At 61.1% G+C, this 25,222-nt stretch carries 29 protein-coding genes; 28 read left to right on the forward strand and 1 reads right to left on the reverse strand.

Translation table 11 applies throughout. The features are described from left to right. Nucleotides 1–2: 2 nt before the first annotated feature. On the reverse strand, nucleotides 3–2,570 hold the full coding sequence (gene mutS / locus LOY34_RS06030; RefSeq protein ID WP_195885959.1) for a DNA mismatch repair protein MutS: 2,568 nt from the start codon (nucleotides 2,568–2,570) through the stop codon (nucleotides 3–5). Nucleotides 2,571–2,838: 268 nt separating this feature from the next. Here mutS and LOY34_RS06035 point away from each other — a divergent pair, with 268 nt between their 5' ends. From LOY34_RS06035 to recA, 28 genes are all read left to right on the forward strand, one after another. Further along, a complete protein-coding gene (locus LOY34_RS06035) occupies nucleotides 2,839–4,263 on the forward strand; it encodes a hypothetical protein (RefSeq protein WP_195885833.1) in 1,425 nt (474 codons plus the stop codon). A gap of 93 nt (nucleotides 4,264–4,356) precedes the next feature. Continuing rightward, nucleotides 4,357–5,100, forward strand: coding sequence for an XRE family transcriptional regulator (locus tag LOY34_RS06040; RefSeq protein ID WP_195885834.1), 744 nt, complete (start codon nucleotides 4,357–4,359; stop codon nucleotides 5,098–5,100). 467 nt (nucleotides 5,101–5,567) lie between these two features. Further along, nucleotides 5,568–5,915: a phage holin family protein gene (locus tag LOY34_RS06045; RefSeq protein WP_123565786.1), complete on the forward strand. Its 348-nt coding sequence runs from the start codon at nucleotides 5,568–5,570 to the stop codon at nucleotides 5,913–5,915. Nucleotides 5,916–5,937: 22 nt separating this feature from the next. Next, nucleotides 5,938–6,126 carry a Com family DNA-binding transcriptional regulator gene (locus LOY34_RS06050; RefSeq protein WP_195885960.1) on the forward strand — a complete coding sequence of 63 codons (189 nt, stop codon included), beginning with the start codon at nucleotides 5,938–5,940 and terminating at the stop codon, nucleotides 6,124–6,126. Nucleotides 6,127–6,137: 11 nt separating this feature from the next. Then, nucleotides 6,138–6,470: a hypothetical protein gene (locus LOY34_RS06055; RefSeq protein WP_195885835.1), complete on the forward strand. Its 333-nt coding sequence runs from the start codon at nucleotides 6,138–6,140 to the stop codon at nucleotides 6,468–6,470. 90 nt (nucleotides 6,471–6,560) lie between these two features. Then, on the forward strand, nucleotides 6,561–7,079 hold the full coding sequence (locus LOY34_RS06060) for a hypothetical protein (RefSeq protein WP_195885836.1): 519 nt from the start codon (nucleotides 6,561–6,563) through the stop codon (nucleotides 7,077–7,079). Beyond that, nucleotides 7,076–7,636, forward strand: a complete 561-nt coding sequence (locus tag LOY34_RS06065) for a phage baseplate assembly protein V (RefSeq protein WP_093386615.1) — start codon at nucleotides 7,076–7,078, stop codon at nucleotides 7,634–7,636. The genes LOY34_RS06060 and LOY34_RS06065 overlap by 4 nt, the downstream gene beginning before the upstream one ends. 47 nt (nucleotides 7,637–7,683) lie before the next feature. Further along, complete coding sequence (locus LOY34_RS06070) at nucleotides 7,684–8,010, forward strand: GPW/gp25 family protein (RefSeq protein WP_045193593.1); 327 nt, start codon at nucleotides 7,684–7,686, stop codon at nucleotides 8,008–8,010. Continuing rightward, entirely contained in the window at nucleotides 8,007–8,987 is a 981-nt protein-coding gene (locus LOY34_RS06075) for a baseplate J/gp47 family protein (protein ID WP_195885837.1), read from the forward strand. Before LOY34_RS06070 ends, LOY34_RS06075 begins: the two co-directional genes overlap by 4 nt. Further along, nucleotides 8,984–9,616 (forward strand): phage tail protein I, encoded by a 633-nt coding sequence (locus LOY34_RS06080; RefSeq protein WP_195885838.1) that lies wholly within the window; start codon nucleotides 8,984–8,986, stop codon nucleotides 9,614–9,616. Before LOY34_RS06075 ends, LOY34_RS06080 begins: the two co-directional genes overlap by 4 nt. Continuing rightward, on the forward strand, nucleotides 9,613–10,299 hold the full coding sequence (locus LOY34_RS06085) for a phage tail protein (protein ID WP_195885839.1): 687 nt from the start codon (nucleotides 9,613–9,615) through the stop codon (nucleotides 10,297–10,299). The genes LOY34_RS06080 and LOY34_RS06085 overlap by 4 nt, the downstream gene beginning before the upstream one ends. Nucleotides 10,300–10,304: 5 nt before the next feature. After that, nucleotides 10,305–11,042: a hypothetical protein gene (locus tag LOY34_RS06090; RefSeq protein ID WP_195885840.1), complete on the forward strand. Its 738-nt coding sequence runs from the start codon at nucleotides 10,305–10,307 to the stop codon at nucleotides 11,040–11,042. 9 nt (nucleotides 11,043–11,051) lie between these two features. Next, complete coding sequence (locus tag LOY34_RS06095; RefSeq protein WP_195885841.1) at nucleotides 11,052–11,513, forward strand: hypothetical protein; 462 nt, start codon at nucleotides 11,052–11,054, stop codon at nucleotides 11,511–11,513. 72 nt (nucleotides 11,514–11,585) lie between these two features. Next, on the forward strand, nucleotides 11,586–12,467 hold the full coding sequence (locus tag LOY34_RS06100; RefSeq protein ID WP_195885842.1) for a baseplate J/gp47 family protein: 882 nt from the start codon (nucleotides 11,586–11,588) through the stop codon (nucleotides 12,465–12,467). 1 nt (nucleotide 12,468) lies between these two features. After that, nucleotides 12,469–13,074 carry a phage tail protein I gene (locus LOY34_RS06105; protein WP_195885843.1) on the forward strand — a complete coding sequence of 202 codons (606 nt, stop codon included), beginning with the start codon at nucleotides 12,469–12,471 and terminating at the stop codon, nucleotides 13,072–13,074. After that, on the forward strand, nucleotides 13,071–15,014 hold the full coding sequence (locus LOY34_RS06110; protein ID WP_230090927.1) for a phage tail protein: 1,944 nt from the start codon (nucleotides 13,071–13,073) through the stop codon (nucleotides 15,012–15,014). The genes LOY34_RS06105 and LOY34_RS06110 overlap by 4 nt, the downstream gene beginning before the upstream one ends. A gap of 19 nt (nucleotides 15,015–15,033) precedes the next feature. Further along, nucleotides 15,034–15,483, forward strand: coding sequence for a phage tail assembly chaperone (locus tag LOY34_RS06115; protein ID WP_195885844.1), 450 nt, complete (start codon nucleotides 15,034–15,036; stop codon nucleotides 15,481–15,483). A 90-nt stretch (nucleotides 15,484–15,573) separates the two neighbouring features. Continuing rightward, nucleotides 15,574–16,740 carry a phage tail sheath family protein gene (locus LOY34_RS06120; RefSeq protein ID WP_195885845.1) on the forward strand — a complete coding sequence of 389 codons (1,167 nt, stop codon included), beginning with the start codon at nucleotides 15,574–15,576 and terminating at the stop codon, nucleotides 16,738–16,740. A 12-nt stretch (nucleotides 16,741–16,752) separates the two neighbouring features. Continuing rightward, complete coding sequence (locus LOY34_RS06125; protein WP_045193582.1) at nucleotides 16,753–17,262, forward strand: phage major tail tube protein; 510 nt, start codon at nucleotides 16,753–16,755, stop codon at nucleotides 17,260–17,262. Between the two features lie 9 nt (nucleotides 17,263–17,271). Further along, nucleotides 17,272–17,574 (forward strand): phage tail assembly protein, encoded by a 303-nt coding sequence (locus tag LOY34_RS06130; protein ID WP_045193580.1) that lies wholly within the window; start codon nucleotides 17,272–17,274, stop codon nucleotides 17,572–17,574. A gap of 140 nt (nucleotides 17,575–17,714) precedes the next feature. After that, nucleotides 17,715–20,285, forward strand: a complete 2,571-nt coding sequence (locus LOY34_RS06135) for a phage tail tape measure protein (protein WP_195885846.1) — start codon at nucleotides 17,715–17,717, stop codon at nucleotides 20,283–20,285. A gap of 9 nt (nucleotides 20,286–20,294) precedes the next feature. Beyond that, nucleotides 20,295–21,140 (forward strand): phage tail protein, encoded by an 846-nt coding sequence (locus LOY34_RS06140; protein WP_045193576.1) that lies wholly within the window; start codon nucleotides 20,295–20,297, stop codon nucleotides 21,138–21,140. After that, nucleotides 21,115–21,321, forward strand: a complete 207-nt coding sequence (locus LOY34_RS06145; protein WP_093386571.1) for a tail protein X — start codon at nucleotides 21,115–21,117, stop codon at nucleotides 21,319–21,321. The genes LOY34_RS06140 and LOY34_RS06145 overlap by 26 nt, the downstream gene beginning before the upstream one ends. Nucleotides 21,322–21,389: 68 nt before the next feature. Then, complete coding sequence (locus LOY34_RS06150) at nucleotides 21,390–22,442, forward strand: phage late control D family protein (RefSeq protein ID WP_195885847.1); 1,053 nt, start codon at nucleotides 21,390–21,392, stop codon at nucleotides 22,440–22,442. Between the two features lie 23 nt (nucleotides 22,443–22,465). Then, the gene (locus LOY34_RS06155; RefSeq protein WP_045193573.1) at nucleotides 22,466–23,011 is read left to right on the forward strand and encodes a glycoside hydrolase family 19 protein; all 546 of its coding nucleotides are present in this window, start codon (nucleotides 22,466–22,468) and stop codon (nucleotides 23,009–23,011) included. Beyond that, nucleotides 23,008–23,508: a lysis system i-spanin subunit Rz gene (locus LOY34_RS06160; protein WP_093386562.1), complete on the forward strand. Its 501-nt coding sequence runs from the start codon at nucleotides 23,008–23,010 to the stop codon at nucleotides 23,506–23,508. The genes LOY34_RS06155 and LOY34_RS06160 overlap by 4 nt, the downstream gene beginning before the upstream one ends. Nucleotides 23,509–23,567: 59 nt before the next feature. Then, nucleotides 23,568–24,050: a CinA family protein gene (locus LOY34_RS06165; RefSeq protein ID WP_195885848.1), complete on the forward strand. Its 483-nt coding sequence runs from the start codon at nucleotides 23,568–23,570 to the stop codon at nucleotides 24,048–24,050. A 103-nt stretch (nucleotides 24,051–24,153) separates the two neighbouring features. Next, entirely contained in the window at nucleotides 24,154–25,221 is a 1,068-nt protein-coding gene (gene recA, locus LOY34_RS06170; RefSeq protein ID WP_045193568.1) for a recombinase RecA, read from the forward strand. Nucleotide 25,222 lies beyond the last annotated feature (1 nt).

A 25,222-nucleotide genomic window follows, 5' to 3' on the forward strand; every position in this document is an offset into this window, starting at 1 on the left:
CGTTATAACAGAGTCTTCAGTGTATAGAGCATTTCGATAGCTTGACGCGGCGTCATATTGTCCAGGTCCAGCTTTCCGAGCTTCTCGATGGCCGGATGCGGCAGGCTGGCAAACAGGTCGCTCTGGTGCGGTACCGCAGGTGCACCTTGCTGCAAGACAGGTGTTTCGTGGGGCAGGCTGGCGGTTTCCAGCCGGCCCAGGTGTTCGCGAGCACGCTGGATCACCGGCGACGGCACGCCGGCCAGCTGCGCCACTGCCAGGCCGTAGCTCTGGCTGGCAGGGCCGGGCAGCACGTGGTGCAGGAACACGATGCGTTCGTTGTGCTCGGTAGCGTTCAGGTGCACGTTGGCCACCAGCGGCTCGCTCTCCGGCAGCACCGTCAGCTCGAAGTAGTGGGTGGCGAACAGCGTGTAGGCGCGCAGCTGCGCCAGGCGCTCGGCGGCGGCCCAGGCCAGCGACAGGCCGTCGAAGGTACTGGTGCCGCGGCCGACTTCGTCCATCAGCACCAGGCTGCGCTCGGTGGCGTTGTGCAGGATGTTGGCGGTTTCGCTCATCTCGACCATGAAGGTCGAACGGCCACCGGCCAGGTCGTCGCTGGAGCCGATACGGGTGAAGATGCGATCCACCAGTGACAGCTCGCAGGCCGCAGCCGGGACGAAACTACCAATGTGGGCCATCAGCACGATCAATGCGGTCTGGCGCATGTAGGTGGATTTACCGCCCATGTTCGGACCGGTGATCACCAGCATCCGGGTGTTGTCATCCAGGGCCAGGTCGTTGGCCACGAACGGCGTGGTCAGCACTTGCTCGACCACCGGGTGGCGACCCTGGGTGATGCGCATGCACGGCTCGTCGACGAACTGCGGGCAGTTCAGGTCAAGGTTCAGCGCGCGCTCGGCCAGGTTGCTCAGCACATCCAGCTCGGCCAGGGCCGCAGCGGTGTCCTGCAACGGCGCCAGGTGGCCGATCAGGTTCTCCAGCAGGGCATCGTAGAGCATCTTCTCGCGCGCCAGGGCGCGGCTCTTGGCCGACAGCGCCTTGTCTTCGAAGGTTTTCAGCTCCGGGGTGATGAAGCGCTCGGCGCCCTTGAGGGTCTGGCGGCGGATGTAGTCAGCCGGTGCCTGCTCGGCCTGCTTGCTTGGCAGCTCGATGAAGTAGCCATGCACTCGGTTGTAGCCGACCTTGAGGTTGGCCAGGCCCGTGCGGGCTTTCTCGCGGGCTTCCAGGTCGATGAGGAACTGCCCGGCGTTCTCGCTCATCGCCAGCAGCTCGTCCAGCTCGCTGTCGTAGCCGGTCTTGAGCACGCCACCGTCGCGGATCACCGCTGGCGGGTTGTCGATGATGGCTTTTGCCAGCAGGTCGGCAAGCTCCGGGTAGGTCCCGGCAATGGCAGCCAGGCGCGCCAGGTGCGGCGCCTCGAGCTCGGCCATGGCGTTTTGCAGTTCCGGCAGGGCGCCGAGGGCATCGCGCAGGCGTGCGAGGTCTCGCGGGCGCGCATTGCGCAGGCCGATACGGGCGAGGATACGCTCGATGTCGCCGATTTCCTTTAACTGCGGTTGCAGCTTCTCGAAGCGGTAACCGTCGAGCAGGCAGCGAATCGAGCCCTGACGTGCCTGCAGTACTTTCAGGTCGCGCAGCGGGCGGTTCAGCCAGCGGGTCAGCAGGCGGCTGCCCATCGCGGTCTGGCAACGGTCGATCACCGATTGCAGGGTATTGTCGCGGCCACCGGCCAGGTTCACATCCAGCTCAAGGTTGCGCCGGCTGGCTCCGTCGAGCACCACGGTGTCGTCCAGGCGTTCATGCTTGAGGCTGCGCAGGTGCGGCAGGGCGGTGCGCTGGGTTTCCTTGGCGTAGCCGAGCAGGCAGCCGGCGGCGCCGATGGCCAGGGTCAGCTTCTCGCAGCCAAAGCCCTTGAGGTCCTGGGTCGCGAACTGCTGGCAAAGGCTTTTGCGTGCCGAATCGCGGTCAAAATCCCACGGCGCACGGCGACGTGCGCCACGGCGTTTTTCCGCCGGCAGGCCCTGGGGCCAGTCGTCGGGGATCAATAGTTCGACCGGGTTGATGCGCTCGAGCTCGGCCAGCAGGTTTTCCCAGCCCTTGATCTCGAGCACGCTGAAATTGCCGCTGGTGATGTCCAGCACAGCCAGGCCGAACAGGCGCTCGTCGCCCAGCACGGCGGCGATCAGGTTGTCGCGGCGCTCGTCGAGCAGCGCTTCGTCACTGACCGTGCCCGGGGTAATGATGCGCACCACCTGGCGCTCGACCGGGCCCTTGCTGGTGGCCGGATCGCCGATCTGTTCGCAGATCACCACCGACTCGCCCAGCTTGACCAGCTTGGCCAGGTAGCCCTCGGCCGCATGGAAGGGGATACCGCACATGGGGATCGACTGGCCCGCCGACTGCCCGCGGGCGGTCAGGGTGATGTCCAGGAGTTTGGCAGCCTTCTTCGCGTCTTCGTAGAAGATCTCGTAGAAGTCGCCCATGCGGTAGAACATCAGCTGGTCCGGGTGCTGGTTTTTCAGCTTCCAGTACTGCTGCATCATCGGGGTGTGTGCGGACAAATCAGAAATTGCTTTATTCATCAATTAGTTAGGGCTTTTTTAAGCTGGCGCTGGGGCGAAATTCGGGCATAGCTTCCAGTGCAATGCTTGGGGTGATCTCGATGACGGGTAGGGTACCACAGTCCTAGTGACCTCTAGGGGGCGGCTCTGTTGTGAAGCCTGAAGGAGGGGCAGTCAGTGCAGCATCTGCTCGTTGCGCTACCAATCGGCCTTGCGCTGACGTTACGCTCTGAAGTTGATGGTATATTCCAGACCTTTTTCCAGGGGAGGGAATGTTTTGAAGCGTCGTCAGTTGTTGAGATTTTCGGCTTTTGGAGCTGCTGCCGCAGCGATTTCTGGACCTCTGATGACGTCAGCCGCAATCGCATCAGCCAAAGACCAGCACATGGTCTCGGTGGCGGAGTTTGGTATAGTTCCAGATGGGAAAACAAACTGGGAGAATACAAAAAACTGGTTACCCATGCTCCTCGCCTCTGTCGAGACAGGTGTCTACTGGCCTCCGGGGTACTATGCCACAGGTATAAATTTCAACCGTTCATTGAGCGGAGCAAGAATGCACTTCCAGCCTGGGGCTGTTCTGGGAGGCGTTGTTCACATGATAAGTGGACCTCAGCCTAGATCTTTTGAAATTACCAAGATACAACGCTCCGCTGGCGTAGTGACGGTAAATGTCAAGTCGGCACATAGCTTTCAGGTTGGCGATTCTATTCAGGTTCGGAACGTGTCGGGTGAGCGATCTGAGTTCAATGGCGATAGGTATCGAGTAACAGCGGCTGATGGTGTCGCTTTGCAGTATATCGAGTCTAAGCCAGATGATGTTGGAGCATTGCTGAGAGCCTCTGCAATCAATGAAACTCCACTGATGAATGTTCGTATTACCGGTGTATTAACGACCACCGACCGGCTGGGCACTATCAATTGCAAAAATTGCTATATCGAAAGTTGCTGGATCTTGAATGATCCAGAGCGACACAGTGCTGTCCCTGGGGGGGGGAGCCGGGGCGCGCATATCTACGCAGGTACAGACGGCTTGAGGATTGATCGGCTTGTAATCGACTATGCCGGCGGACCCAATACTGCAGCGGCTTTTGCGATCGATGGTCATGGGTGGAATCCATCAAACTGCACGTTTGGATTTGTGCATATAAAGAATAGCGCTTTTCATGGGGCTTATATCACCGGTTTTGGCCACAGGATAGACAGTTTGGTCATCGATGCTTTTGCGGCAGAAAACACGGTATGCCCGACGCTTCAAGACTCCAATGGGATTGAGCAGTCAAACGAGATCAAGGGGCTCTGGGTAAACAGGTGCTGGGACACCCGCATCCGGCGCTTATCCATGAATCAGAAAAATGACGGAAAAACTCAGGCTCAGTGGCTGCATGCTTTAATCGAGGATACCGGAAACACGCTGTACGGGGTATCTGCTGGAGAAGTTGAGATCACCGAGTGGGTCGCTGATTCGGTCGGCAGTGGCGGAGTCCGGTTTGGTGACGCTGAGAAGTTTAAGTCGCTGTGGTGCAACTTTAAATCGAAGGTCATGCGGGTCAATACATCAAGTGCTTTCTCGGGAGGCGCGCCTGTCTTGGTAAATGCCACCTTGCAAGGGTCTCGTGTGGATGTTGAACAATTTGTTCTTAATGGTCGCGTTGTGCCGTCGACCAGTGGTGGGTTCACGACGGGGCCCCGGAAAACGTCGTAGCGCAACCGTCCGCGTAAGAAGCTTTCGTGGCTCAGGACGTTTATGCCCTCTCATGCATCAAGGCAATTGCATTCTTTGTTTAGCCCCGGCATTATGCATTTTATGCAAAAACGCAACGTAGCATCCGTCCTCAGAGCACTGCTCGATCGTCACGGTCTCTCCCCCACGGAGCTGCACCGTCGTACCGGCGTGCCGCAATCCACCCTGTCGCGCATTCTCAGCGAGAAGATCGTCGATCCGTCCGACAAGCATGTATCGAAGATCGCCGAGTACTTCGGCGTGAGCACCGACCAGTTGCGCGGCCGCGTCGAGCTCGGTGAAAGCCGCGAAGCCGCGCCCGCGCGCAGCCACGCGGAGTTGAATGACATCAGCCTGTGGGATGACGACACCCCCGTCGAGGACGACGAGGTGTCCATTCCATTTCTTCGCGAGGTCGAGTTGGCAGCAGGATCAGGAAGATTCGTCATCGAAGAAAGCGAGAAGGCCAGCCTGCGCTTTGGCAAGCGCAGCCTGCGCCACAACGGTGTGCAGTTTGACCAGGCCAAGTGCGTGACGGTACGCGGCAACAGCATGTTGCCGGTATTGCGCGACGGCGCCACGGTTGGCGTCAACGCCGGTAAAAGCGGCATCGGCGACATCGTCGATGGCGACTTGTACGCCATCAACCACAACGGTCAATTGCGGGTCAAGCAGCTCTACCGCCTGCCTACCGGTATTCGCCTGCGCAGCTTCAACCGCGACGAACACCCGGATGAAGACTACAGCTTCCAGCAGATGCAGGAAGAGCAGATCAGCATCCTTGGGCATGTGTTCTGGTGGGGTATGTACGCTCGCTGAGTAGTCCGCATCCTCGGAAAACCCGCTTCGGCGGGTTTTTTTTCGCCTGCAGAAAAGTGGTCCAGCCCAGGTAGGGCAAGGCCTACATGCGCAAGTGCATTTCTCATGCATAAATATTTCCACAAATGCATTGACTGCATATGCATCAATGCATAGGCTTTGTCTCAAGCCGGTCGACACCGGTAGTGACAAAGGCAGCGATGAACAGGCCTGAACTGTTCAGAGGGTTGGCAACTGGCCCGGGTGTGCAGCGTAAAGCACCACAAGCAGTTATCCGGCGGGCAGGTGGCCGCGGCCGGAGGAACAATTTGAAGCGGAGTCGCCCAGCGCACCAGTCGTGGCGGGCGGTTCGACAACGCATTACTGAAAAGCCTGGGGAGGCCGGGCTTTTTGGAATGCCGAGCGATCGGTTCTACAACAAACGCCGCCGGCAAGCTGCCGAGCGGAACTACCAAGGAGACAGGACAGTGACAAGCGAGCAACAGACGTTACTGGAAATGCCGATCTGGCTGGTGATCGTCCTGGCCTTGCTGGGCGGCCTTTCCGGAGAGATGTGGCGCGCGGACAAGGCCGGCGCCCGGGGCTGGGCGCTTTTTCGGCGCCTTTTATTGCGCTCGGGGGCCTGCATGGTCTGCGGTGTGTCCACCGTAATGCTGCTGTACGCCAGCGGCATGTCGATCTGGAGCGCCAGCGCTTTTGGTTGCCTTACCGCCATGGCCGGCGCCGATGTCGCCATCGGGCTTTATGAACGCTGGGCTGCTAAGCGTCTGGGGGTTGAGCCTGCAGGTGGGGCAAAAGGGGAGGGTGAGCACTGACCAGGCAGACAACCAAATGGATTTGCAGCTATTGAAAGCGTTCAGATGCGGCAAATGCAAACGACTGCTCGCCCGCATGGGCGGTTTCACCGAGTTGCAGATCAAATGTTCGCGCTGCGCAACCTTGAACCACGTGAGGGCCGCGAGCGCCCAACGATCGCTTGTGAGCGACATGAATGCAGAATCTTTCGCAACTAATCATTGGACTTGATAGGAAAAATTATGGAACCCGTAAAAGTAGGCAAACATTTCTTCAACGGCCATCCGACCGCAGTGACCCAGGTGATCAATCCGGCGGAAAACAAGGAGGGCGTGTATCTACGGACTACTACTCTGTGCACAGGTGGCGGTACCCTCAACCTGTATAGCGGCCCAGTAGCCCCTGCTTACCTTGGCGACCCAGCGGTACATGCCATTTTCGGCGGGGTGGATGGTGGCAACAACTCGCAATACACCCTCCCTTTCCCGCTGTTTATCCCTGCCGGCTACGGCTTGTGGACTGTGGCCAACAACGCGATTGCTGCAATTTCGCTGAGCTGGGATTTTCTCGCCTGACATCAACTCTGCCCGCACCTGCGGCGGCTTTGTTTGTGCCACTGGTACCTCTCGAGCTGCTTTGGCCAGCTCCCCGACTCTGGACTGATCATGAGCGAACTGAACCGCTTGCACGAGGCGATCAGTGCGACTATCAAGGCCGCCTTGCCTCAGTTTGAAACCGTCGAGGCTTACGCATCGGCGGCTCCCACTACAGTGCTGCCAGCACTGTTTCACTCCATTACCGCGCTCAAGCCTGGAGATGATCCCGGCGATGGTCGAGTGCGTGTCATCGCTACCTTCGAAGCGCGTATCTTCGTTGATTCCGCTGGCGAGCAGGCAGCCCTGGATATAGCCACGCTGGCCTGCCAGATGACCGTGCTGTTGCGTAAACAGTTCTGGGCCCTAGACTTTGTCGACGAAGCAAAGGCGGTACAGGCGTGGCCTGTGCAACTGTCTGCGGACGCGGCATTGCCGCGCAAATGGACGGTGCAATGGGAGCAGGCCCTGTACCTGGGCGCCGAGCAATGGCCATGGCCCGTTGAACCAGGCCCGCTGGCGTTTGCCTTCAGCCCCGACACCGGGCCGGGCTTCGAGGGCGGCTACCAGTCGCCGGAGGACCTGCAATGAGCTATGCCAGCGCCATGCACGACCGCATGCTCGCCGGCCTGGTGATTCCTTGCCGGGTGGTCGCCGTTGACCTTGCCGCTGCCCGGGTTCGGGTGTCCGACGGCGCTGGCTGGACCAGCGCCTGGTTGCGCTGGCACAGCCAGGCCGCCGGCAAGGCCCGCCACTGGCGTGCGCCGAGCCTTAACGAGCAAGGGGTGCTGATCAGCCCGAGCGGTGAGCCGGCGCAAGGTACGTTCGTGCCTGGCCTGTATGGCAACGCCGGGGCACCAGCGGACAACCGCGAGCATGTCGAGGTCTGGCGTTTCGACGATGGTGGCTCGCTGGTCTATGACTGGCAGGCCCGCAGCTACAGCATCGAACTGCCCAGCGGTACCGTCAGCATCAAGGTCGGCGGCAGCTCGGCTGTGGTCACCGACCAGGCCATCACCGCCAATGCCGCGAGCATCACCCTGACCGGCGAGGTGCAGATCAACGGACCCCTGCGGGTAACCGGCGACATCCTCGGCGGTGGCAAGATCATCGACACCGGCGGCAACACCGCCAATCACAAACACTAAAAAACCAGCTCGCCCACTGCGGGCTTTTTTACGCCTGGAGAACATCAATGATCGGCATGGATCGCCGGAGCGGCCAACCGTTGTCCGGCATTGCACATTTACGCCAGTCCATCGAAGACATCCTCACCACGCCACTGGGCAGCCGGCGCATGCGCCCGGAGTACGGCAGCAAGCTACGCCGCTTCGTCGATTTGCCGGTCAACGAAGGCTGGAAGAGCGCGGTGCAGGCGGAGGTGGCACGCGCACTGGGCCGTTGGGAGCCGCGTCTGAAGCTTGAGCGGGTCAGGGTCACGGCGGTGGTGGGCGGGCAGGTCACGCTGCAGTTGACCGGGGTCTACCTGGCGCAACCGACCAGCCTGGAGGTGGTCGCATGATCGACCTTTCCTTGCTGCCGGCACCGGATGTACTGGAAACCCTAGAATTCGAAACGCTGTATCAGCAGGTGCTGGAGGATTTTCGCCTGCAGATGGGCGATCAATGGAGTGCGCTGCTGGAGTCCGATCCGGTGGTCAAGCTGCTGGAAGTGGCGGCTTATCACAAGCTGCTCGGCCGGGCCCGGATCAATGATGCGGCCAAGGCCAGTCTGCTGGCCTATGCCAAGGGCGCGGACCTGGACCATCGCGCGGCCGACTATGGCGTGCAGCGCCTGGTGATTACCCCTGCCGATCCCGATGCCGTGCCCCCCGTGGAGGCGGTGCTGGAGGGCGATAGCGAGTTGCGCTACCGCACCCGCTTGTCGCTTGAGGCTTTGTCGGTAGCCGGCAGTCGCGGCGCCTATGAATTTCACGGGCTTAGCGCCTCGGCCAATGTCGCCAGCGTGTCGGTGGATTCGCCAACCTTCAAGGGGCTGTCGATCAGTGCCGCGTTGCAAGCGCAACTGCCGGCCGGCGCCATTGTCCTGGTGTGTGACTACAATGCCGGGCTGGACAAGCCCTTGCCGGGCGATGTTTCGCTGGCTGTGCTGCCTCGAATTGACAGCCCGGTGCCGGGTAACGAACTGGTTGGCGCCGTGGAGGCTGCGCTTTCAGCTGAGGACGTGCGCCCGCTAACCGACCGGCCGCGCGTGCAGCTTGGCCAGCCGACCGAGTTCAGCGTGGTCGCGGCTCTGGAGCTGGAAGCCGGGCCGGATCCGCTGGTGGTCCAAGCCCAGGTTCGGGCCGCGCTGGAAGGCACCATCGCCCAGGCCCGGCAACTGCAAGGGCTGTTACCGATTTCAGCCATCTACGCCGCACTGCATACCGCAGGCGTTCGGCGGGTGCGAATTACCCAGCCGACTGCGGATGTCATCAGCGACAAACGTCACTATCCAAGTTGTCGCAGCATCACCTTGAGCACCGAGGTGGTCGCATGAGCCTGCTGCCACAGAGCTCCACAGCGCTTGAGCAAGCCTTATCGGCAGCCTGCGACCTGAACATCGATGCGCAGATCATCCACGGTGTGGCCGACTCGGCACGCTGCCCGCCGAACTTTCTACCCTGGCTTGCCTGGGCGCTGAAGGTCGACGGTTGGGAGGCGGCAGAATCCGAAATGCAGCAACGTGAACTGATTCACGAGGCGATTCCGGTGCACAAGACCAAGGGCACGGTGGGCGCGGTGCGTCGGGTGCTCAAGGCGGTGCGGGTCAATTCGCAATTCAGGGAGTGGCAGCAGATTCCCGGCGCCGCGCCTTACACCTTCGAGCTGACCGCCTGGGCCAACGACAACCGCCCGGGCGAGGGCTCGATTCTTTCGCCACAGCTCTACGCCCGGCTGCGTGCCCTGGTCGATGCGGCGAAAAACGAGCGCAGCCATTACCAGTTTCGCCTGGGCGCCGGCTTTGACGGCGGCCTGCGCCTGGCCAACGCCGCCAACCTCTATGCCCTGGTTCGGCGATCAGCCGAGGCCACGGGCGTTCCGATCAATGCGCAACAGGGCCTGCAGGTCGCCAACGCGGCGCGGGCCCGCATCGTCGTGCGCGGCACGATGGAGGCAGTGCTATGAGTACACCCTTGCAACCTGTCATTACCAAGGCCGGCCTGGCCGCGATCTGGCGGGCCGACAACAGCGGCCTGGCGGCCGAAATCAGCCATGTGGTGCTGGGCACGTCGGGCTACACACCGAATGCCGAGCAAAAAAGCCTGAAAGCGCAAACCGCCAAGTACCCAATTTCCGGTGGCGAGCGCCTGGGCAATAGCCAGCTGCACCTCACCGCGGTGGCGGATGGAGATCGCGCTTTCTGGGTGCGTGAAGTCGGCTTTCTGCTCAGCGACGGCACCTTGCTGGCGGTGTGGTCACACCCGACTGAAGCCCTGGCCTACAAGCCTGCAGGAACTGACCTGCTGCTCGCCTACGACCTGTCACTGGCGGCCTTGCCGGCCAACAGCGTGACCATCGTCAGCGGTGCGACCGGGCTCAACCTGACCTTGGCGGCGCCGCTGGCGGCCCAGGCCTCGGCGTTGATTGCTGAGCAACTGCGCGGCTTGCACCAGCAGGACCGGCTGGATGATCAGGCCACGCGCCAGCGGATCGCAGGTGAGCAGATTGCCAACCTGATTGAACGTATGAAAGCGGCGGAGCAACGCCAGAGCACAGACCGCGATGGCCTGTTGAGCGCCACAGTGAGCAATGCAGCGGCGGTCATCGCACTGCAAAAACTCGTTATTGAAAACATGCACGGAGCATAAGACCGATGAGTCTTGAGACTGATGTTGCCAATCTGGTGACGAAAACCACTGATTTGATCAGTTACTTTAATGGCAAGAAGGCGGGGATTGATGCGGCGGTGGCGGCGGCTGTTGCGGCGGTGCCGAACATGGAACGTACTTGGTTTGTCGACTATTTAGCAGGTGACGACCAAGGAGCGGGCAATCTCCAGACCCCGTTTAAAACAATAAATAAGGCAGTGGCAAGCACCCCGGTAGGAGGGGCTTGTAATATACGTTTAATGAGTGATTATACTCATAGTGGTGCACTTGTTGTGTCCGTAGATAGGCTGAATATTTGCAGTGATACTCCTGGTGTCAAGCGAAAGTTCAATATGAGTTATTATCTTGGGGCAGATGGGAACAACGGATTGTCAGGCTTTGCTTTGGCGTCTAGCTCTAGTTTGGGTTTCCTGGATTTGACGCTGACGTTGCCAAGTCCGGCGGGCATTACACCCGCTCCCGGAGGTACAGCGAACGTCATGCTTAAGTCCTACAGCACGCAGATTACTTCTTCTCAAGCCCTCAAGTTTGCAGCGTGTGATGTACAGATGGCGGCAGATTTCGGCGGTTGGTTGATGTTGCAACACGTCAACGCAGTGATTCTTCAAGCGGTATCGACAAATTTTTCCTCCACATTTCCTGGTCGATACATCTTTGGAGTGGCTGCAGGCACTCCCTCTAAAGATTTGAGTAATGTTCTCACCAACCTAGCTACCCTGTAAGGATTATATATGCAAAAGCAAAATCTTTTTGTAACGCACGGGGGCACGAGTTATGCCGGCTACGATTACGAGGCGTTGCCGTTAGAAGCTGCGCTCGTTGTTGTAGTTCAGCAAATTGACCTTGTTGCCGATCAATCACGTGTTGCTATTCTCGGTGAAACGTCGCGGCTTTCCGAATACCTACTGGTAGAGCAGGAGGCTAGGGTTTTCGCAGATATCCAATTCGAGGGTGAGATGCCACTTGCTGTTAAGGCCTGGGCCGACGCCGCCAACCTCTCACCGCAAGCCGCGGCCGAAAGCATCCTCGCCGAAGCCCATGCCTGGAAAACCGCCCTCTACGCCATCCGCGCCGCCCGCCTTAAGGGCAAACAGTCCGCGCTCAAGGCCGGCAGTCATGAAGAAGCCGAAGCCATTGCCGATCAGGCCATTGCCGCCATTCGCGCCAGCGTGGTCGGTGTCGGCAACGCCTGACGGCTGCCGCATGCCTTGAGCGCCCCGAACTTCGGGGCGTTTTCGTTTCTGCAGCACGCCGGAGGTGACGGCATGAGTAGTGTGGATCTTTCGGCGCTGCCCGCGCCGCAGGTTCTGGAAGACCTCGATTTCGAGGTGCTGTTCCAGGCTGACCTGGCGACCTTCCGGTCGCACATGGGCGACAACTGGGACGCTACAGTCGAAAGCGACCCGGTGAACAAACTGCTGGAAGTCGGCGCCTATCGCAAGCTGCTCAACCGCGCACGGGTCAACGATGCGGCCAAGGCACTGTTGCTTGCCTATGCGCAGGGCGCCGACCTGGATCAACTGGCGGCCAATGTACAGCTGCAGCGCCTGGTGGTGCAGGCACCCGACGCCAGCAGCGTGCCGCCAACGCCGCAAGTGCTTGAAGAAGACGACGCCCTGCGTGAGCGGGTGCAGCTGGTCTATGAGGGGCTGACCACCGCGGGCCCGCGCAACAGTTACATCCTGCATGCCCGCAACGCTTCCGGGCTGGTGGCCGATGCCACCGCCCAAAGCCCGTCGCCGGCCCAGGTGGTGGTGACGGTGCTGGCGCTCGAAGGCGATGGCAGTGCCCCGGCTGCGCTGTTGGACACCGTGCGGCTCAAGCTCAATGACGATGACGTGCGCCCGGTGGGTGACCGCCTGACGGTTCAGGGCGCACAAATTCTGCGTTACCGCATCGATGCCGTGGTGCACATGAGCGGCAACGGCCCGGAGATCGAAGCGACACTTGCCGAGTGCAAAAGTCGGCTGCAAGCCTGGATCAACCCGCGCCGGCGCCTGGGTGTCGAAGTGGCCCGCTCGGGCGTGGATGCCCAGTTGCACATCCACGGCGTCAGCCGGGTCGACCTGAACAACTGGACCGACATCCGCCCGACCCAGGCGCAAGCGGCCTGGTGCGAAGGGATCACCGTGACGCGGGGGAGCTGACATGGACAGTCTGCTGCCGCTCAACAGTACCGATCTCGAACAGGCCATCGAGGCTGCCGGGTTTGAAACCACCGAAGTCCCCCTGCGCACGCTGTACAACCCCGACACCTGCCCGGCGCACCTGCTGCATCAACTGGCCTGGGCTTGGTCGGTGGACCGCTGGGATGAAACCTGGCCGGAGGCAATCAAGCGCTCGGTAATCCGCTCGGCGTTCTACGTGCATGCCCATAAAGGCACCATTGGTGCGCTGCGCCGGGTAGTGGAGCCGCTGGGCTATCTGATCGAAGTGCAGGAGTGGTGGCAGACGGTACCGCAAGGCGTGCCGGGCACATTTGCGCTGCAGGTCGGGGTACTGGAGAACGGAATCTCCGAACAAATGTACCTGGAGCTGACCCGGCTGATCGATGACGCCAAGCCGGTCAGTCGCCACCTGACGGGGCTGGCGATCACGCTCGCCAGCAGTGGCTATCTGCGCCTGGGAATAAGCCTTTCTGAAGGCGATGAAATCGACATTTATCCGCCGACGTCTCACGACATTGAAGTCAGCGGCAGCTATGGCCTTGTGGGCCGTGAACAGCAAATTGAAACCCTGGACGTGTACTCATGACTGACCAGACAAGCCAGTTCTTCGCCATCCTCACGGCGGTGGGCGAGGCCAAGCAGGCCAACGCCAACGCCTTGGGCGTGCCGTGGAGCTTTTCCCAAATGGGCGTTGGCGATGCCAACCTGACCGACCCGATCCCGTCGAGGGATCAGAAAAAACTCATCAACGAACGCCGAAGGGCGCCGCTCAACCAGGTCAAGGTTGACCCGGACAACAACAGCATCATCATCGCCGAGCAAGTGATACCGCCGGATGTGGGGGGCTGGTGGATTCGCGAGATTGGCCTGTATGACGCCGACGGTGATCTGGTAGCAGTGGCCAACTGTGCGCCTAGTTTCAAGCCCCTGCTCAGTCAGGGCACCGGTAAAACGCAGATTGTGCGGCTCAACATTGTCGTGACCAGTGCTGCCAATGTGCAGTTGAAGATTGATCCGTCTGTGGTACTTGCGACCCGTGAGTATGTCGACTCATCGATATTGAGCGTTTTACCGAAGAACAAGGTGGCAGGCACTTTTACCAAGGTTAGAACCAACGATCGTGGCATTGTGGTTGAGGGAAGCAACCCGACGACTTTGGCCGGTTACAGCATCGGTGATGCGTTCACGAAGGCTGCTACGAGCGCTGCAATCCAGTTGGCGATTGACGGTGTTGTCAACGGTGCTCCAGGGTTGCTGAATCAACTGAACAAGCTTGCTGCAGCCATTGATAACGATCCTAATTTTGCCGGCACAATGGTTAATGGCCTCGCAAGCAAGGCGCCGTTGGCTAGCCCCACATTTTCGGGTGTGGTCAATGTACCTACCGCCGCAGCTTCCGCAAATGGCACACAAGCAGCAAGTACTGCATTTGTAAAAGCTGCTATTGACGCTTTGGTGGGGGCCTCTCCGGCTACGTTGGACACGCTGAAAGAACTTGCTGACGCGCTGGGTAACGATCCGAACTTTGCCGTAACCATGACCAATGCGCTTGCTGCAAAGGCCGCCAAAGCAACCACGCTGGCGGGGTATGGCATCACCGATGCGTTTAGCCAGGCGCAAGTAAACAACTTGTTGGTCGCCAAAGCACCATTGGTGAGTCCTACGTTTACCGGCACCGTGGTTGTGCCTTCACCTGTCCCCGGGACCAGTAACAGTCAGGCGGCAACCACCAAGTTTGTAACCGACGCTATCAATAGCTTGGTCGCGGCCGCACCGGCTGCCCTTGATACACTTAACGAGCTTGCTCTGGCTCTGGGCAATGATCCGAACTTCGCCTCAACGATAACCAATGCCTTGGCGGGCAAGGCAGCAAAAGCCACGACGCTTACGGGATATGGGATAACGGATGGCGTACGTGTCTCGAGTGATCAGTTTCCGGAGTTCTATTCCAAAACACCTGGGAATGACTGGCGCAACGGGGCTATCCAGATTCGTGAAACAGCACGGGTGGGCACCACTCAAAGTGCAATTACGTACGCACCCGCCATCACATTTCACTGGGGTGACAGGGTGTTTCGCCAGTTGCTGATGTCAGCGGCGGGAGACTTGCATTGGGGGCCCAATGCAAAGATTTACACAACGGAGCACACAGGCGCCGTTGGGCAGTCACTGATGTCCGCGGGAGACGTCCCTTCGGCCCGAAATATTTTGGGCATCGCGAACACTTCCGCTTTCGGCGGCGCATCAGGATTTTGGCGGGATGCTCAGACCGGCATGATCATCCAGTACGGTTCAGTATTCACGCCGGCTGAAGCAAACTATTCCTCAGTTTTCCATATGGCATTTCCTAATTATTGCCTCATGTGCATACCCACAACTGTCAACGGCGCGACCGGTGATGATGATTCATTTGCTCGTGTGATTGGGTGGACCAGGCAAAACGTCACATTCCGATCTGAAGGCGTTCCGAATGCGGGGTTATCGCCCAATGCGCGCAGCATCAGTTACATCGCAATCGGCTATTGATAAAGAGGAACCGTACACCATGAGCGAATATGTTTTCTCCGCGAGTGAGTTGGCGTTTTACGCGGCGCAATTACGTAATTCTTATGAGGACAGTAATACATGGCCCGCTGACAGTGTTTCGATAACGGCAGAACACCACGCACGTATTCTCGAAGAACAATCGCAAGGTCGAGTGATCTGCGCGGATCAAGATGGTCGTCCAATGACCAAAGAGCGCCCACCTTTGCCGCCTGAGGTGATTGCCGGCATAGAGAAGAAGTGGCGGGACGCCCAACTCAGGGAGACCGACGATGTAGTTGCCCGTCATCGTGACGAACTGGAATCCGGGAAAACCACACTAAGTTCGGAGCAGTATCAAGAGCTTCAACTCTATCGAGCAGAGCTGCGGGAATGGCCGCAAGCAGAGCTTTTCCCCGAGCTGCGACAGCGCCCAACTGCACCCACCTGGCTCATCACCCAAACCCAATAAAGCCCCGCACCGCCGGGGCTTTTTCTTACCCGCAACAAACCCTCTGAAGGCCCCGCACCGCGGGGCCTTCGCATTTCTGGAGACTTACCCATGAGTGGATTCTTCCACGGCGTTACCGTAACCAACGTCGACACCGGCGCACGTTCCATCGCGCTGCCTTCTTCCTCGATCATCGGCCTGGTCGATACCTTCACCGAAGGCCCGACTGCAACCGCCAAGGCCAACGACTTGGTATTGATCACCAGCGAGCGTGAAGCCGTCGCCGCCTTCGGCGCCGACTCGGCTATCACCCGCGCCTGCCAGGCGATCTACAGCCGCGCCAAGGCGGTGATCGTCGCCTGCGGTGTGGCCAAGCTCGAAGAAGAGGCTGCGCAGACTTCGGCGATCATCGGCGGCGTGCTGGCTGACGGCAAACGCACCGGCCTGCAAGCACTGCTGGACGGCAAGAGCCGGTTCAACGCCCAGCCCCGCCTGCTGGTGACGCCAAAGCACAGCTCGACCCTGGCGGTCGGAACCGCGCTGGTGGCCCTGGCCGACAAGCTGCGCGGCCTGGCCATTATCGATGGCCCGAACAGCACCGATGAAGCAGCCATCGCCTACGCCGAGAACTTCGGCGCCAAGCGTGCCTACCTGGTCGACCCGGGCGTGCAGTACTGGGACACCGGCAAAAGCGCCACCCTCGATGCGCCAGCGTCGGCCTGGGTTGCTGGCCTGTTTGCCTGGACCGACAGCGAGTATGGCTTCTGGGCCTCGCCATCGAACAAGGAGTTCGTCGGCATCACCGGTACCAGCCGCTCGATCGAGTACCTGGATGGCGACGCCACCTGCCGCGCCAACCTGCTCAACAACGCCAACATCACCACCGTGATCCGCGATGACGGCTTCCGCCTGTGGGGCAACCGTACCTTGAGCAGCGACCCGAAGTGGGCCTTCGTCACCCGCGTGCGGACCATGGACATCGTCATGGACGCGATCCTCTATGGCCACAAGTGGGCGGTCGATCGCTCGATCACCGCGACCTACGTCAAGGACGTGACCGAAGGCCTGCAGGCGTTCATGCGTGATCTGAAAGCCCAGGGCGCAATCATCAATTTCGAAGTGTTCGCCGATCCCGAGCTGAACACTGCCAGCCAGCTGGAGCAGGGCAAGGTCTACTGGAACATCCGTTTCACCGATGTGCCGCCCGCCGAGAACCCGAATTTCCGTGTCGAGGTCACCAACCAGTGGTTGACCGAAGTCCTCGACCAAGCCGTTTAAGGAGCAATAACCATGGCAATGATTCCCGAAACCCTGGCAAACCTGAACCTGTTCGTCGATGGCGTCAGCTTTCAAGGCGACGTGCCCAGCCTGACCCTGCCCAAGCTCACCCTGAAGATGGAGGAGCACCGTGCCGGCGGCATGGACATGGCGATCGAAATCGACCAGGGCATGGAAAAACAGGAGGCAGGCTTCGTCACCACCGGCGTGCGCCGTGAGTCGCTGAAGTTCTTCGGCCTGGCCGACGGCTCGGCTTTCAACGGCACCTTCCGCGGTGCCTTCAAGGGCCTCAAGGGCAAGGTCACCCCGGTCATCGTCACCCTGCGCGGCGCGCTTAAAGAAGTCGACATGGGCGACTGGAAGCCGGGCGACAAGGCCGAGATCAAGCACAACGTGGCCGTGACCTACTACAAGCTCGAAGTCGACGGCCGCCTGGTCTACGAAATCGATCCACTGGGCATGAAGCGCGTCATCAACGGCGTCGACCAGCTCGCCGCCCAACGTTCGGCCCTGGGCCTGTAAGGAGGCGACATGACTCAAACCGCGAAAATGCCGAGCTGGCTGAATGTCAGTGCCGAACGCGTCGTCGTTCAACTGAGCAAAGCCAGTGAGGCCAATGGCATGCAGGTCGACAGCCTGTCACTGCGTGCACCGACCGTGCGCGACATCCGCACCGCCCAGTCGGCGGCCAGTGGCGATGACGAGCAGCGCGAGCTGAACCTCTTTGCCTCGCTGGCCGAGGTCGGGGTCAAGGACCTCGAGGGCCTGTCGCTCAAGGACTATGGCCGCCTGCAGGCGGGCTATTTTCGTCTGGTGCAAGACGACGAGCTTTGATCCCGGGCTGCAGAAAGCGGCGGCAAAACGGCTCGCCAAAGAGCTGAATTTTAGCGCCGGCGAAATCATGACCATGTCGTTCAACGACATGGTCTGGTGGCTCACGGATTGAGCAGATAGCCCATGCAAAGGGGGATCAGATGGCGAGCAAACTGGCGTTTGAGCTGGTAATAGGTGCCGCCGTCAACCCGACGGTAGGTACCGTTTTAAACGCGGTCGAAGACCGTATCAAAGACCTTGAGCAACGCGGCCGCAACGCCTCGCTGCTCAAGGGCGCTATTGGCGAGGCCATAAAGCTGCGTCAGCAATGGAAGCAGGCCCACGACAGCGGTTCGGCGTCTGCTGCAGGATTGCTGCGCAAGCTGGAACGAAACCTCGACAGCTTGCGCGCCCAAGGCGTACAAGTCGGCAAACTGGGCAAGGAGTACCAGTGGCTGGGACGCACGGCCAGGAGCGCCGAGTTGCAAGCCAGGGGGCACCAACAATTGGCCGAGGGCAAGGAAAGCCTGAAGTCAAATGTTGACCGCGCCACCACTGTCGTTCGCGCGGTGGCGATACCGACCAAGATCAGCGCGGACTTTCAATCGATAGTGCGCGATATCGCGATCAAGGCCGGGGTGGCTGGCAAACCGCAGGAAGCGCAGCTGGCCCGCACTTTCATCCAGACTTCGCAAACCACCGGCATGGCCCGCAACGACGTTGCCAACCTGGTCAAAAGCCTGGTGGACAATGGCATGCAAGCGGACAAGGCGCAGGCCTATGCACCACTGGCGGCCAAGTTCGCTGTCGGTCAGGGCGTGAGTGGCGCGGATACGGCAGCGATTATCACTGCATTGCAAAACAACGCTCGGATCACCGACCCCAAGATTATGGAGCAGGCGCTGCAGGTCCTTGCGGTGCAAAGCAAGGCCGGCGGCTTTGAAGCCGCCGACATGGCCAAGTCCTTTGCACCTTTGCTGGGGCAAATGGGCACCTTGGGGAGTACCGGTCTGGCTGCCGTCAGCCAGGTGGGGGCGATGTTGCAGGTTCAACGCAGCGCGACCGGTAATTCGGATGACGCTGCAGGAAATCTCAATAGCTGGATGTCAGGCATCTACTCCCAGGACACGGTATCGGCCTACGCCGACGCCGGCATTGATTATCAGGGAGCGATGAACACCAGGCTGCAGAAGGGCATGTCGGCGCTGGAGTCGAGCTTTGACCTGGCCCGGCGGTACCTCGAAAGGACCAACCCGGAAAAGGCCAGAAAGATGGCTGCGGCCACTGAACAGATCAGCAAGGAGGCTGATCCGCAGGCTGCCAGGACCCTGCTCAACGCCCTGGAGCAAAGTTTGCGTACCGGCGATTCCTTTGCCGATGCACAAACCAGTGCTGCGTTGATGGCCTTTACCCAGAACCAGGCATTGTACAAGCAAATACGTGATGCCAAGCCCAAGGAAGGCGAAGGGCTTGACCATGATCTGCAAATGCGTCGGCAAACCTCGACGGTGATCTGGAACGAAGCATTCGGTGCACTCGATGATTCGCTGCGCAGCATCGGCGATGCCATCCGGCCGCTCACCGATACGACGGCCAAGGTCATCACTTCCGTTGCCCAGGCCTTCACCACGCTGACAGACAAGTCGCAATCGCTGGTGCTGGGTATCGCCCTTGTCGGTGGTGCCGTGTCGGTGCTGCTCACGGCGTTGAGCGCGGTCAAGATTGGCCGGGGCGCGCTGAACATCGGTCGTGGTGTACTCAACGCAGGTGGGGCAGGAGGCCGTCCGCTCGAGGGTGGCCAAGGCAAGGCATCGGGATTGATGAAGATCGGTCTCAAGGTGCTGGGCGTAGAGACGCCGAACAATGCCCAAGGCGTTTTGGTTGTCAACGAGCCGCTGAACGTGTTCGTGGTCAATGCCGGTGACTTTCTCGGTGGTTCAGGAGGGCAGGGAGGCCGTCGCGGTCGCCGTGCGCCGCGTGACCAGAAACGATCTGGGAGGAGGACCGGAAACAGGGTCAGCCTTGCAGGGTATTCGGGGCCACCCGCGCCGATACCCCTCAAGGGTTTCACTTCTCGGGGCGGTACTGCGAGCATGTTCGGGGCGGTGAGCAAGGCCGCTCCCCTGGCCAGGCGCTTGCCGGGCGGGTCTGTTATCGACGCTGGCTTGAGGATTGTTGACACGTATCGCAATGCGCGCACGACCGCACAGAAGGCCAGGGGTTATGGCAGCGCTGCCGGCGGCTTTGGCGGTGCACTGGCCGGCGCCGCTGCGGGTGCGGCGCTGGGCTCGGTGGTACCTGTACTGGGGACTGCCGTGGGTGGGGCAATTGGCGCAATGCTCGGAGGTATGGGCGGCGAAGACCTCGGTGGCTGGCTGGGCAAGCGCCTGTTCGGCGCTGGCGAAAAGCCTGTTCAGGTAGCTGGGAGCGATACCAAAGAGGCATCGGCTGTCGCTGTACCGGGTGAGGTCGTGCGTTCGCTGGCGGAGCCGTCATCTGCTGCACAAACGCTGTCCAGCCTCGCCAGTTCTACTGTGCAGATTCCGGCGCCGGCACCGCAGATCAATCAGCAGTTCACCTTCTCGCCGAACATGCCGATCACCGTCCAGGGCGGATTGAGCGATCCCGCCCAGCTCGCCATGAACGTCGAGGCCATTGTCCGTCGCCAGTTCGATGATCTGATCCGCCAATCCACCAGTCGTCAGCTATACGACGTTCCTCATGTTGCTTAAGGAGGTGCCATGACCTACATGGACCAGTTGCAATCCGGGCTCGGCGCCCTGGTGGCAGCGGGCGAAGCAGGGCGGCGCAGCGCGGACGGAATGCTGGCGCCGGTCAAGGAGGCCGCCGCCGAGTTCGTCGGTGCCGCCGCCGAGCTCGAGGCGCTGCCCTTTGTCGGGCCCGCCATTGGTGCCAAGCTGCAGCGCAGCTTGCGCGCGATCAACAAGGCCCAGGCCACTGTCGACCAGGCGCTGGCAAAATACGACCGGGCCGTGGCGGTGGTGGCGCAGGTGCGTGACGGCGTCGCCACGGTGAAGACCCAGATTGGCCGGGTCAGCGCCGCGATCAACCGGGTGGCGGGCAAGATCAGCCCGTCACTGGCCAATATCCTGCCGACCAGCAGCTTCGCCCCCGAAGCGACGCCGGCGGCAGAGGCAGTCAAGCCGTTCCCGCATTTGCTGATTGTGCAACCACTCAAGCCCGAATCACCCGCTTACTACTTCAACCTCGACACCGCCGCGTTCGATGAACTGCGCAGGCAGACGAGCTTCCGTTGGGCCGGGCAGGAGCGTCTGACGCGCAGCACCGCCCAGCAGGCAGTGGGCCTGGGTGACGAGAAAATCAGCATCAAAGGGGCGATCTTCCCAGGCTTCAAGGGCGGGCTTGGCCAGTTGCAGGCGCTGCGCAGTATCGGCCGGCAATTGCAGCCGCTAACCCTCACCAGCGGTTACGGCGAGGTCCTGGGCACCTGGTGCCTGACCGGCGTCGATGAAGACCAGAGCAATCTGCTGGCTGGCGGCATTCCGCGAAAACAAGGTTTCTCACTGGAGTTTGTGAGCTATGGCGACGACCTGCAGAACCGCTGAAGGCGATGTGCTCGACACCTTGTGCCAGCACTACTATGGCCACCTGAACGGCACAGTCGAGGCCGTGCTGGGCGCCAACCAGGGCCTGGCCGAGCAGCCCCAGCCATTTCGTGCCGGGGTACAGATCCTGCTGCCGGCGTTACCCGCGGCGAGCGACGCTACGGTGCAGCTGTGGGATTGACGCTCGTCGACAACCGTTCTCACCAGACCCCGCCGCGTGCGGGGTCATTCATTTCTGGAGCCTGAACCATGCAGCCAGTGTTTCGTCTTGTTGCCGATGGCAAGGACATCACCGAACTGATCAACGACCGCTTGCTGTCCTTGCGCACCTCGGACAAGCCCGGAATGGAATCCGACGAGTTCGAGCTGCGCATCGACGACCGCGATGGTGCGGTGACGTTGCCGGCACGGGGGGCGATGATCGAGGTGCACCTGGGTTATGCCGGCCAGGTATTGACGCGCCTGGGGCGCTACACCGTGGATGAAATCGAGCTGTCCGGCCCCCCTGACAGCATCGTCATCCGCGGCAAGGCCAGCGACATGCGCGGTACCGGCAAAAGCATCCGCAGCGGTAGCTGGGAGGACGTGCCGCTGCAGCAGATCGTGCGTGACATTGCCGCGCGCAATGGCTGGCAGCCGGTTTGCCCGGTGAGCACGCGGCTGCCCAGGGTTGACCAGCTCAACGAGTCGGATTTCAACTTCATCACCCGCCTGGCCAGGCAATACGACTGCACGGCCAAGATCGGCGACGGCAAGTTGCTGGTGCTGTCGCGTCAGGCCGGCCACAGCGCCAGCGGGCAGGCCCTGGGCGTGGTGACCATCAACCGTCGCGATGTCAGTCGCTGGCAGATTCGCCTGGCGGACAAGGGCACGCACAAGGCTGTGCAAACCCGTCACCAGGATCCCAAAAGCGGCGAGCTGAAGACTGTCGAGCTGGCTAACGATGCCTCGCCCGCTGGGCTGCAGCCGGTGCACAGCGACCGTCATGTTTACCCCAACAAGCCTGCTGCCGAGCAGGCTGCCAAGGCACGCCTGGCAGCGTTCAACCGCAGCACTGCCAGTGTGCGCCTGGAAATGGCCGGGCGCACCGACCTGTTTGCCGAGCGCCTGATCCTCACCCAGGGTTTCAAGGACGGGCTGGATGGTGAGTACCTGATCGAGTCGGTCGAACACACCTTCAGCTCCAGTGGCTGGGCGACGTCGGTCGACTGCAACGGCGGCAATAAAGGCAAAGCCAAGGCCAGGGGCAAGCAGGCCAAAAGCCGGCCAGGGCTGCGCACGGTCCAGTTGCAGCCCCTTTGAACCCCAAGGATGAGGAACCCCATATGACCCTGGAGCAACTTGCTGCCGTGTTCCCCAACGCCCGCCTGAATGCGGGCGTTTTTCTACCTGCACTGAACCTGGCCATGGCCCGCTGGGACATCGACACCCCACGGCGCCAGGCGGCTTTTCTCGCCCAGGTCGGCCATGAGTCCGGCCAGTTGCGCTACGTCAAAGAGCTGGGCAACGACCGTTACCTGGCGCGCTACGACACCGGCACCCTGGCCCTGCGCCTGGGCAATAGTCCCGAGGCCGATGGCGACGGCCAGCTGTACTGCGGCCGTGGCCTGATCCAGGTCACCGGGCGCAACAATTACCGGGCCTGCAGCATGGCCCTGTTTGGCGATGAGCGTTTGCTCAAGCAACCGCAACTGCTCGAACAACCACAATGGGCAGCCGAGTCGGCGGCCTGGTTCTGGCACTCGCGCGGCCTCAACCAGCTGGCTGACCGCGGCGAGTTCAACCGCATCACCCGGCATATCAATGGCGGGCTCAACGGCCTGGAAGATCGCCTGCGGCTCTGGGCGCGGGCCCGAGAGGTGCTGTGTTGAGCCGCCTGCAGCTTGGGGCGTGGCTGCTATTGACGCTGCTGGCCTGTGCGCTGAGCTGGCAAGTCCAGAGTTGGCGCATGGGCCGGCAGTTGGCGGAGCAAGCGGCGCAGCACGAGCGCGAGTGGCAAGCCCAGGCTGAATCCGCTGCCGCGCAACTGGTCGCCGAGCGCCTGCAACGCCAGGGGCTGGCGCAGCGCCTGGCGGTCAGCGAGCAACACCATTATCAGGAGCTACTCGATGCTCAACAGACTCAGGCACGCCTGCGTGATCGCCTGGCTACTGCTGATGTGCGGCTGTCGGTCCTGGTCGAGCGCGACGCCTCCGGTTGCGCCGGCCTGCCTGCCGCCCCCGGCACCGGCAGCGTGGATCATGACCCCGTACGCGCCCGACTTGAGCCGGCGCATGCGCAACGAATTATCGCCATCACCGACGACGGTGACCGCGGACTGATCGCCTTGCGCGCGTGCCAGGCGTACGTGCGCGGGCTGGTGCGCTGAGGCTGTGGAATGGGGGACAGCTGGTGTAGGGTAGTCGGCAGATCTTAGAGGAGCTTGGCATGGACCCGATCACAGTACTGTCTGCCCGCCTGGGTGAGCACCTGCGCCGTTTCAACGCCCAGGTAAGCACTGCCGAGTCTTGCACCGGCGGCGGCATCGCCGAGGCCATAACGCGCATTCCCGGCAGCTCGGCCTGGTTCGAGGCCGGGTACGTGACCTACTCCAACAGCCAGAAGAGCCGCCAGCTGGCGGTGCCCGAGGGGTTGTTCGCGCAAGTCGGGGCGGTCAGCCAGGAAGTGGTCGAGGCCATGGTCCGTGGCGCCCAGGCGGCCAGCGGCGCGCGCTTTGCCGTGGCGGTTAGCGGCGTGGCCGGGCCCGACGGTGGCTCGCCGGCAAAACCGGTGGGTACCGTATGGCTGGCCTGGGCCGATGGCAGCCATGTCAGCAGCGAGCGCCGGCACTTCGATGGCGACCGCGATGCGGTGCGCCGACAAACGGTAATCGCCGCGCTAGAGGGCTTGTTACACCTTGGTGCAGAGTAAATCGCACATCGGGGGTAGGCGGGAACAAAACCCTGTGGAATAATACTGGCTACTTATACAGGTGTTCTGGCCGTCAGGCCCTATCGATTACGTGAGGACTTCAATGGACGACAACAAGAAGCGCGCCTTGGCTGCGGCCCTGGGGCAAATCGAGCGTCAATTCGGTAAAGGCGCGGTCATGCGCATGGGCGACCACGAGCGCCAGGCGATTCCGGCCATTTCCACCGGCTCCCTGGGCCTGGACATTGCCCTGGGCATTGGCGGTCTGCCAAAAGGTCGTATCGTCGAAATCTACGGCCCTGAGTCGTCGGGTAAAACCACCCTGACCCTGTCGGTCATCGCCCAGGCGCAGAAAGCCGGCGCTACCTGTGCCTTCGTCGACGCCGAGCACGCCCTGGACCCGGAATACGCCGGCAAGCTGGGCGTCAATGTCGACGACCTGCTGGTCTCGCAGCCGGATACCGGTGAACAGGCCCTGGAAATCACCGACATGCTGGTGCGCTCCAACGCCGTTGACGTGATCATCGTCGACTCCGTGGCGGCGCTGGTACCCAAGGCCGAGATCGAAGGCGAAATGGGTGACATGCACGTGGGCCTGCAGGCTCGCCTGATGTCCCAGGCGCTGCGTAAAATCACCGGTAACATCAAGAACGCCAACTGCCTGGTGATCTTCATCAACCAGATCCGCATGAAGATCGGCGTGATGTTCGGCAGCCCGGAAACCACCACCGGTGGTAACGCGCTGAAGTTCTACGCTTCGGTCCGTCTCGATATCCGCCGTACCGGCGCGGTGAAGGAAGGCGACGAAGTCGTTGGTAGCGAAACCCGGGTCAAAATCGTCAAGAACAAGGTGGCGCCGCCATTCCGTCAGGCTGAATTCCAGATCCTCTACGGCAAGGGCATCTACCGCAACGGCGAGATCATCGACCTCGGCGTGCTGCACGGCTTCCTGGAAAAATCCGGTGCCTGGTACAGCTACCAGGGCAGCAAGATCGGTCAGGGCAAGGCCAACTCGGCCAAGTTCCTCCAGGAGAACCCGGAAATCGCCGCGACGCTCGAGAAGCAGATCCGCGACAAGTTGCTCAATGCCGGCGCCGTTGAAGCGGCTGGCAAGGCTGCTGCGGTAGCCGCCGAGCCTGAAGACGAAACCGAAGCTGAAGCCGGCTACTGAT

Origin of the sequence: Pseudomonas sp. B21-009 (genome assembly GCF_024749345.1) — a bacterium.
Classification (GTDB): Bacteria; Pseudomonadota; Gammaproteobacteria; order Pseudomonadales; family Pseudomonadaceae; genus Aquipseudomonas.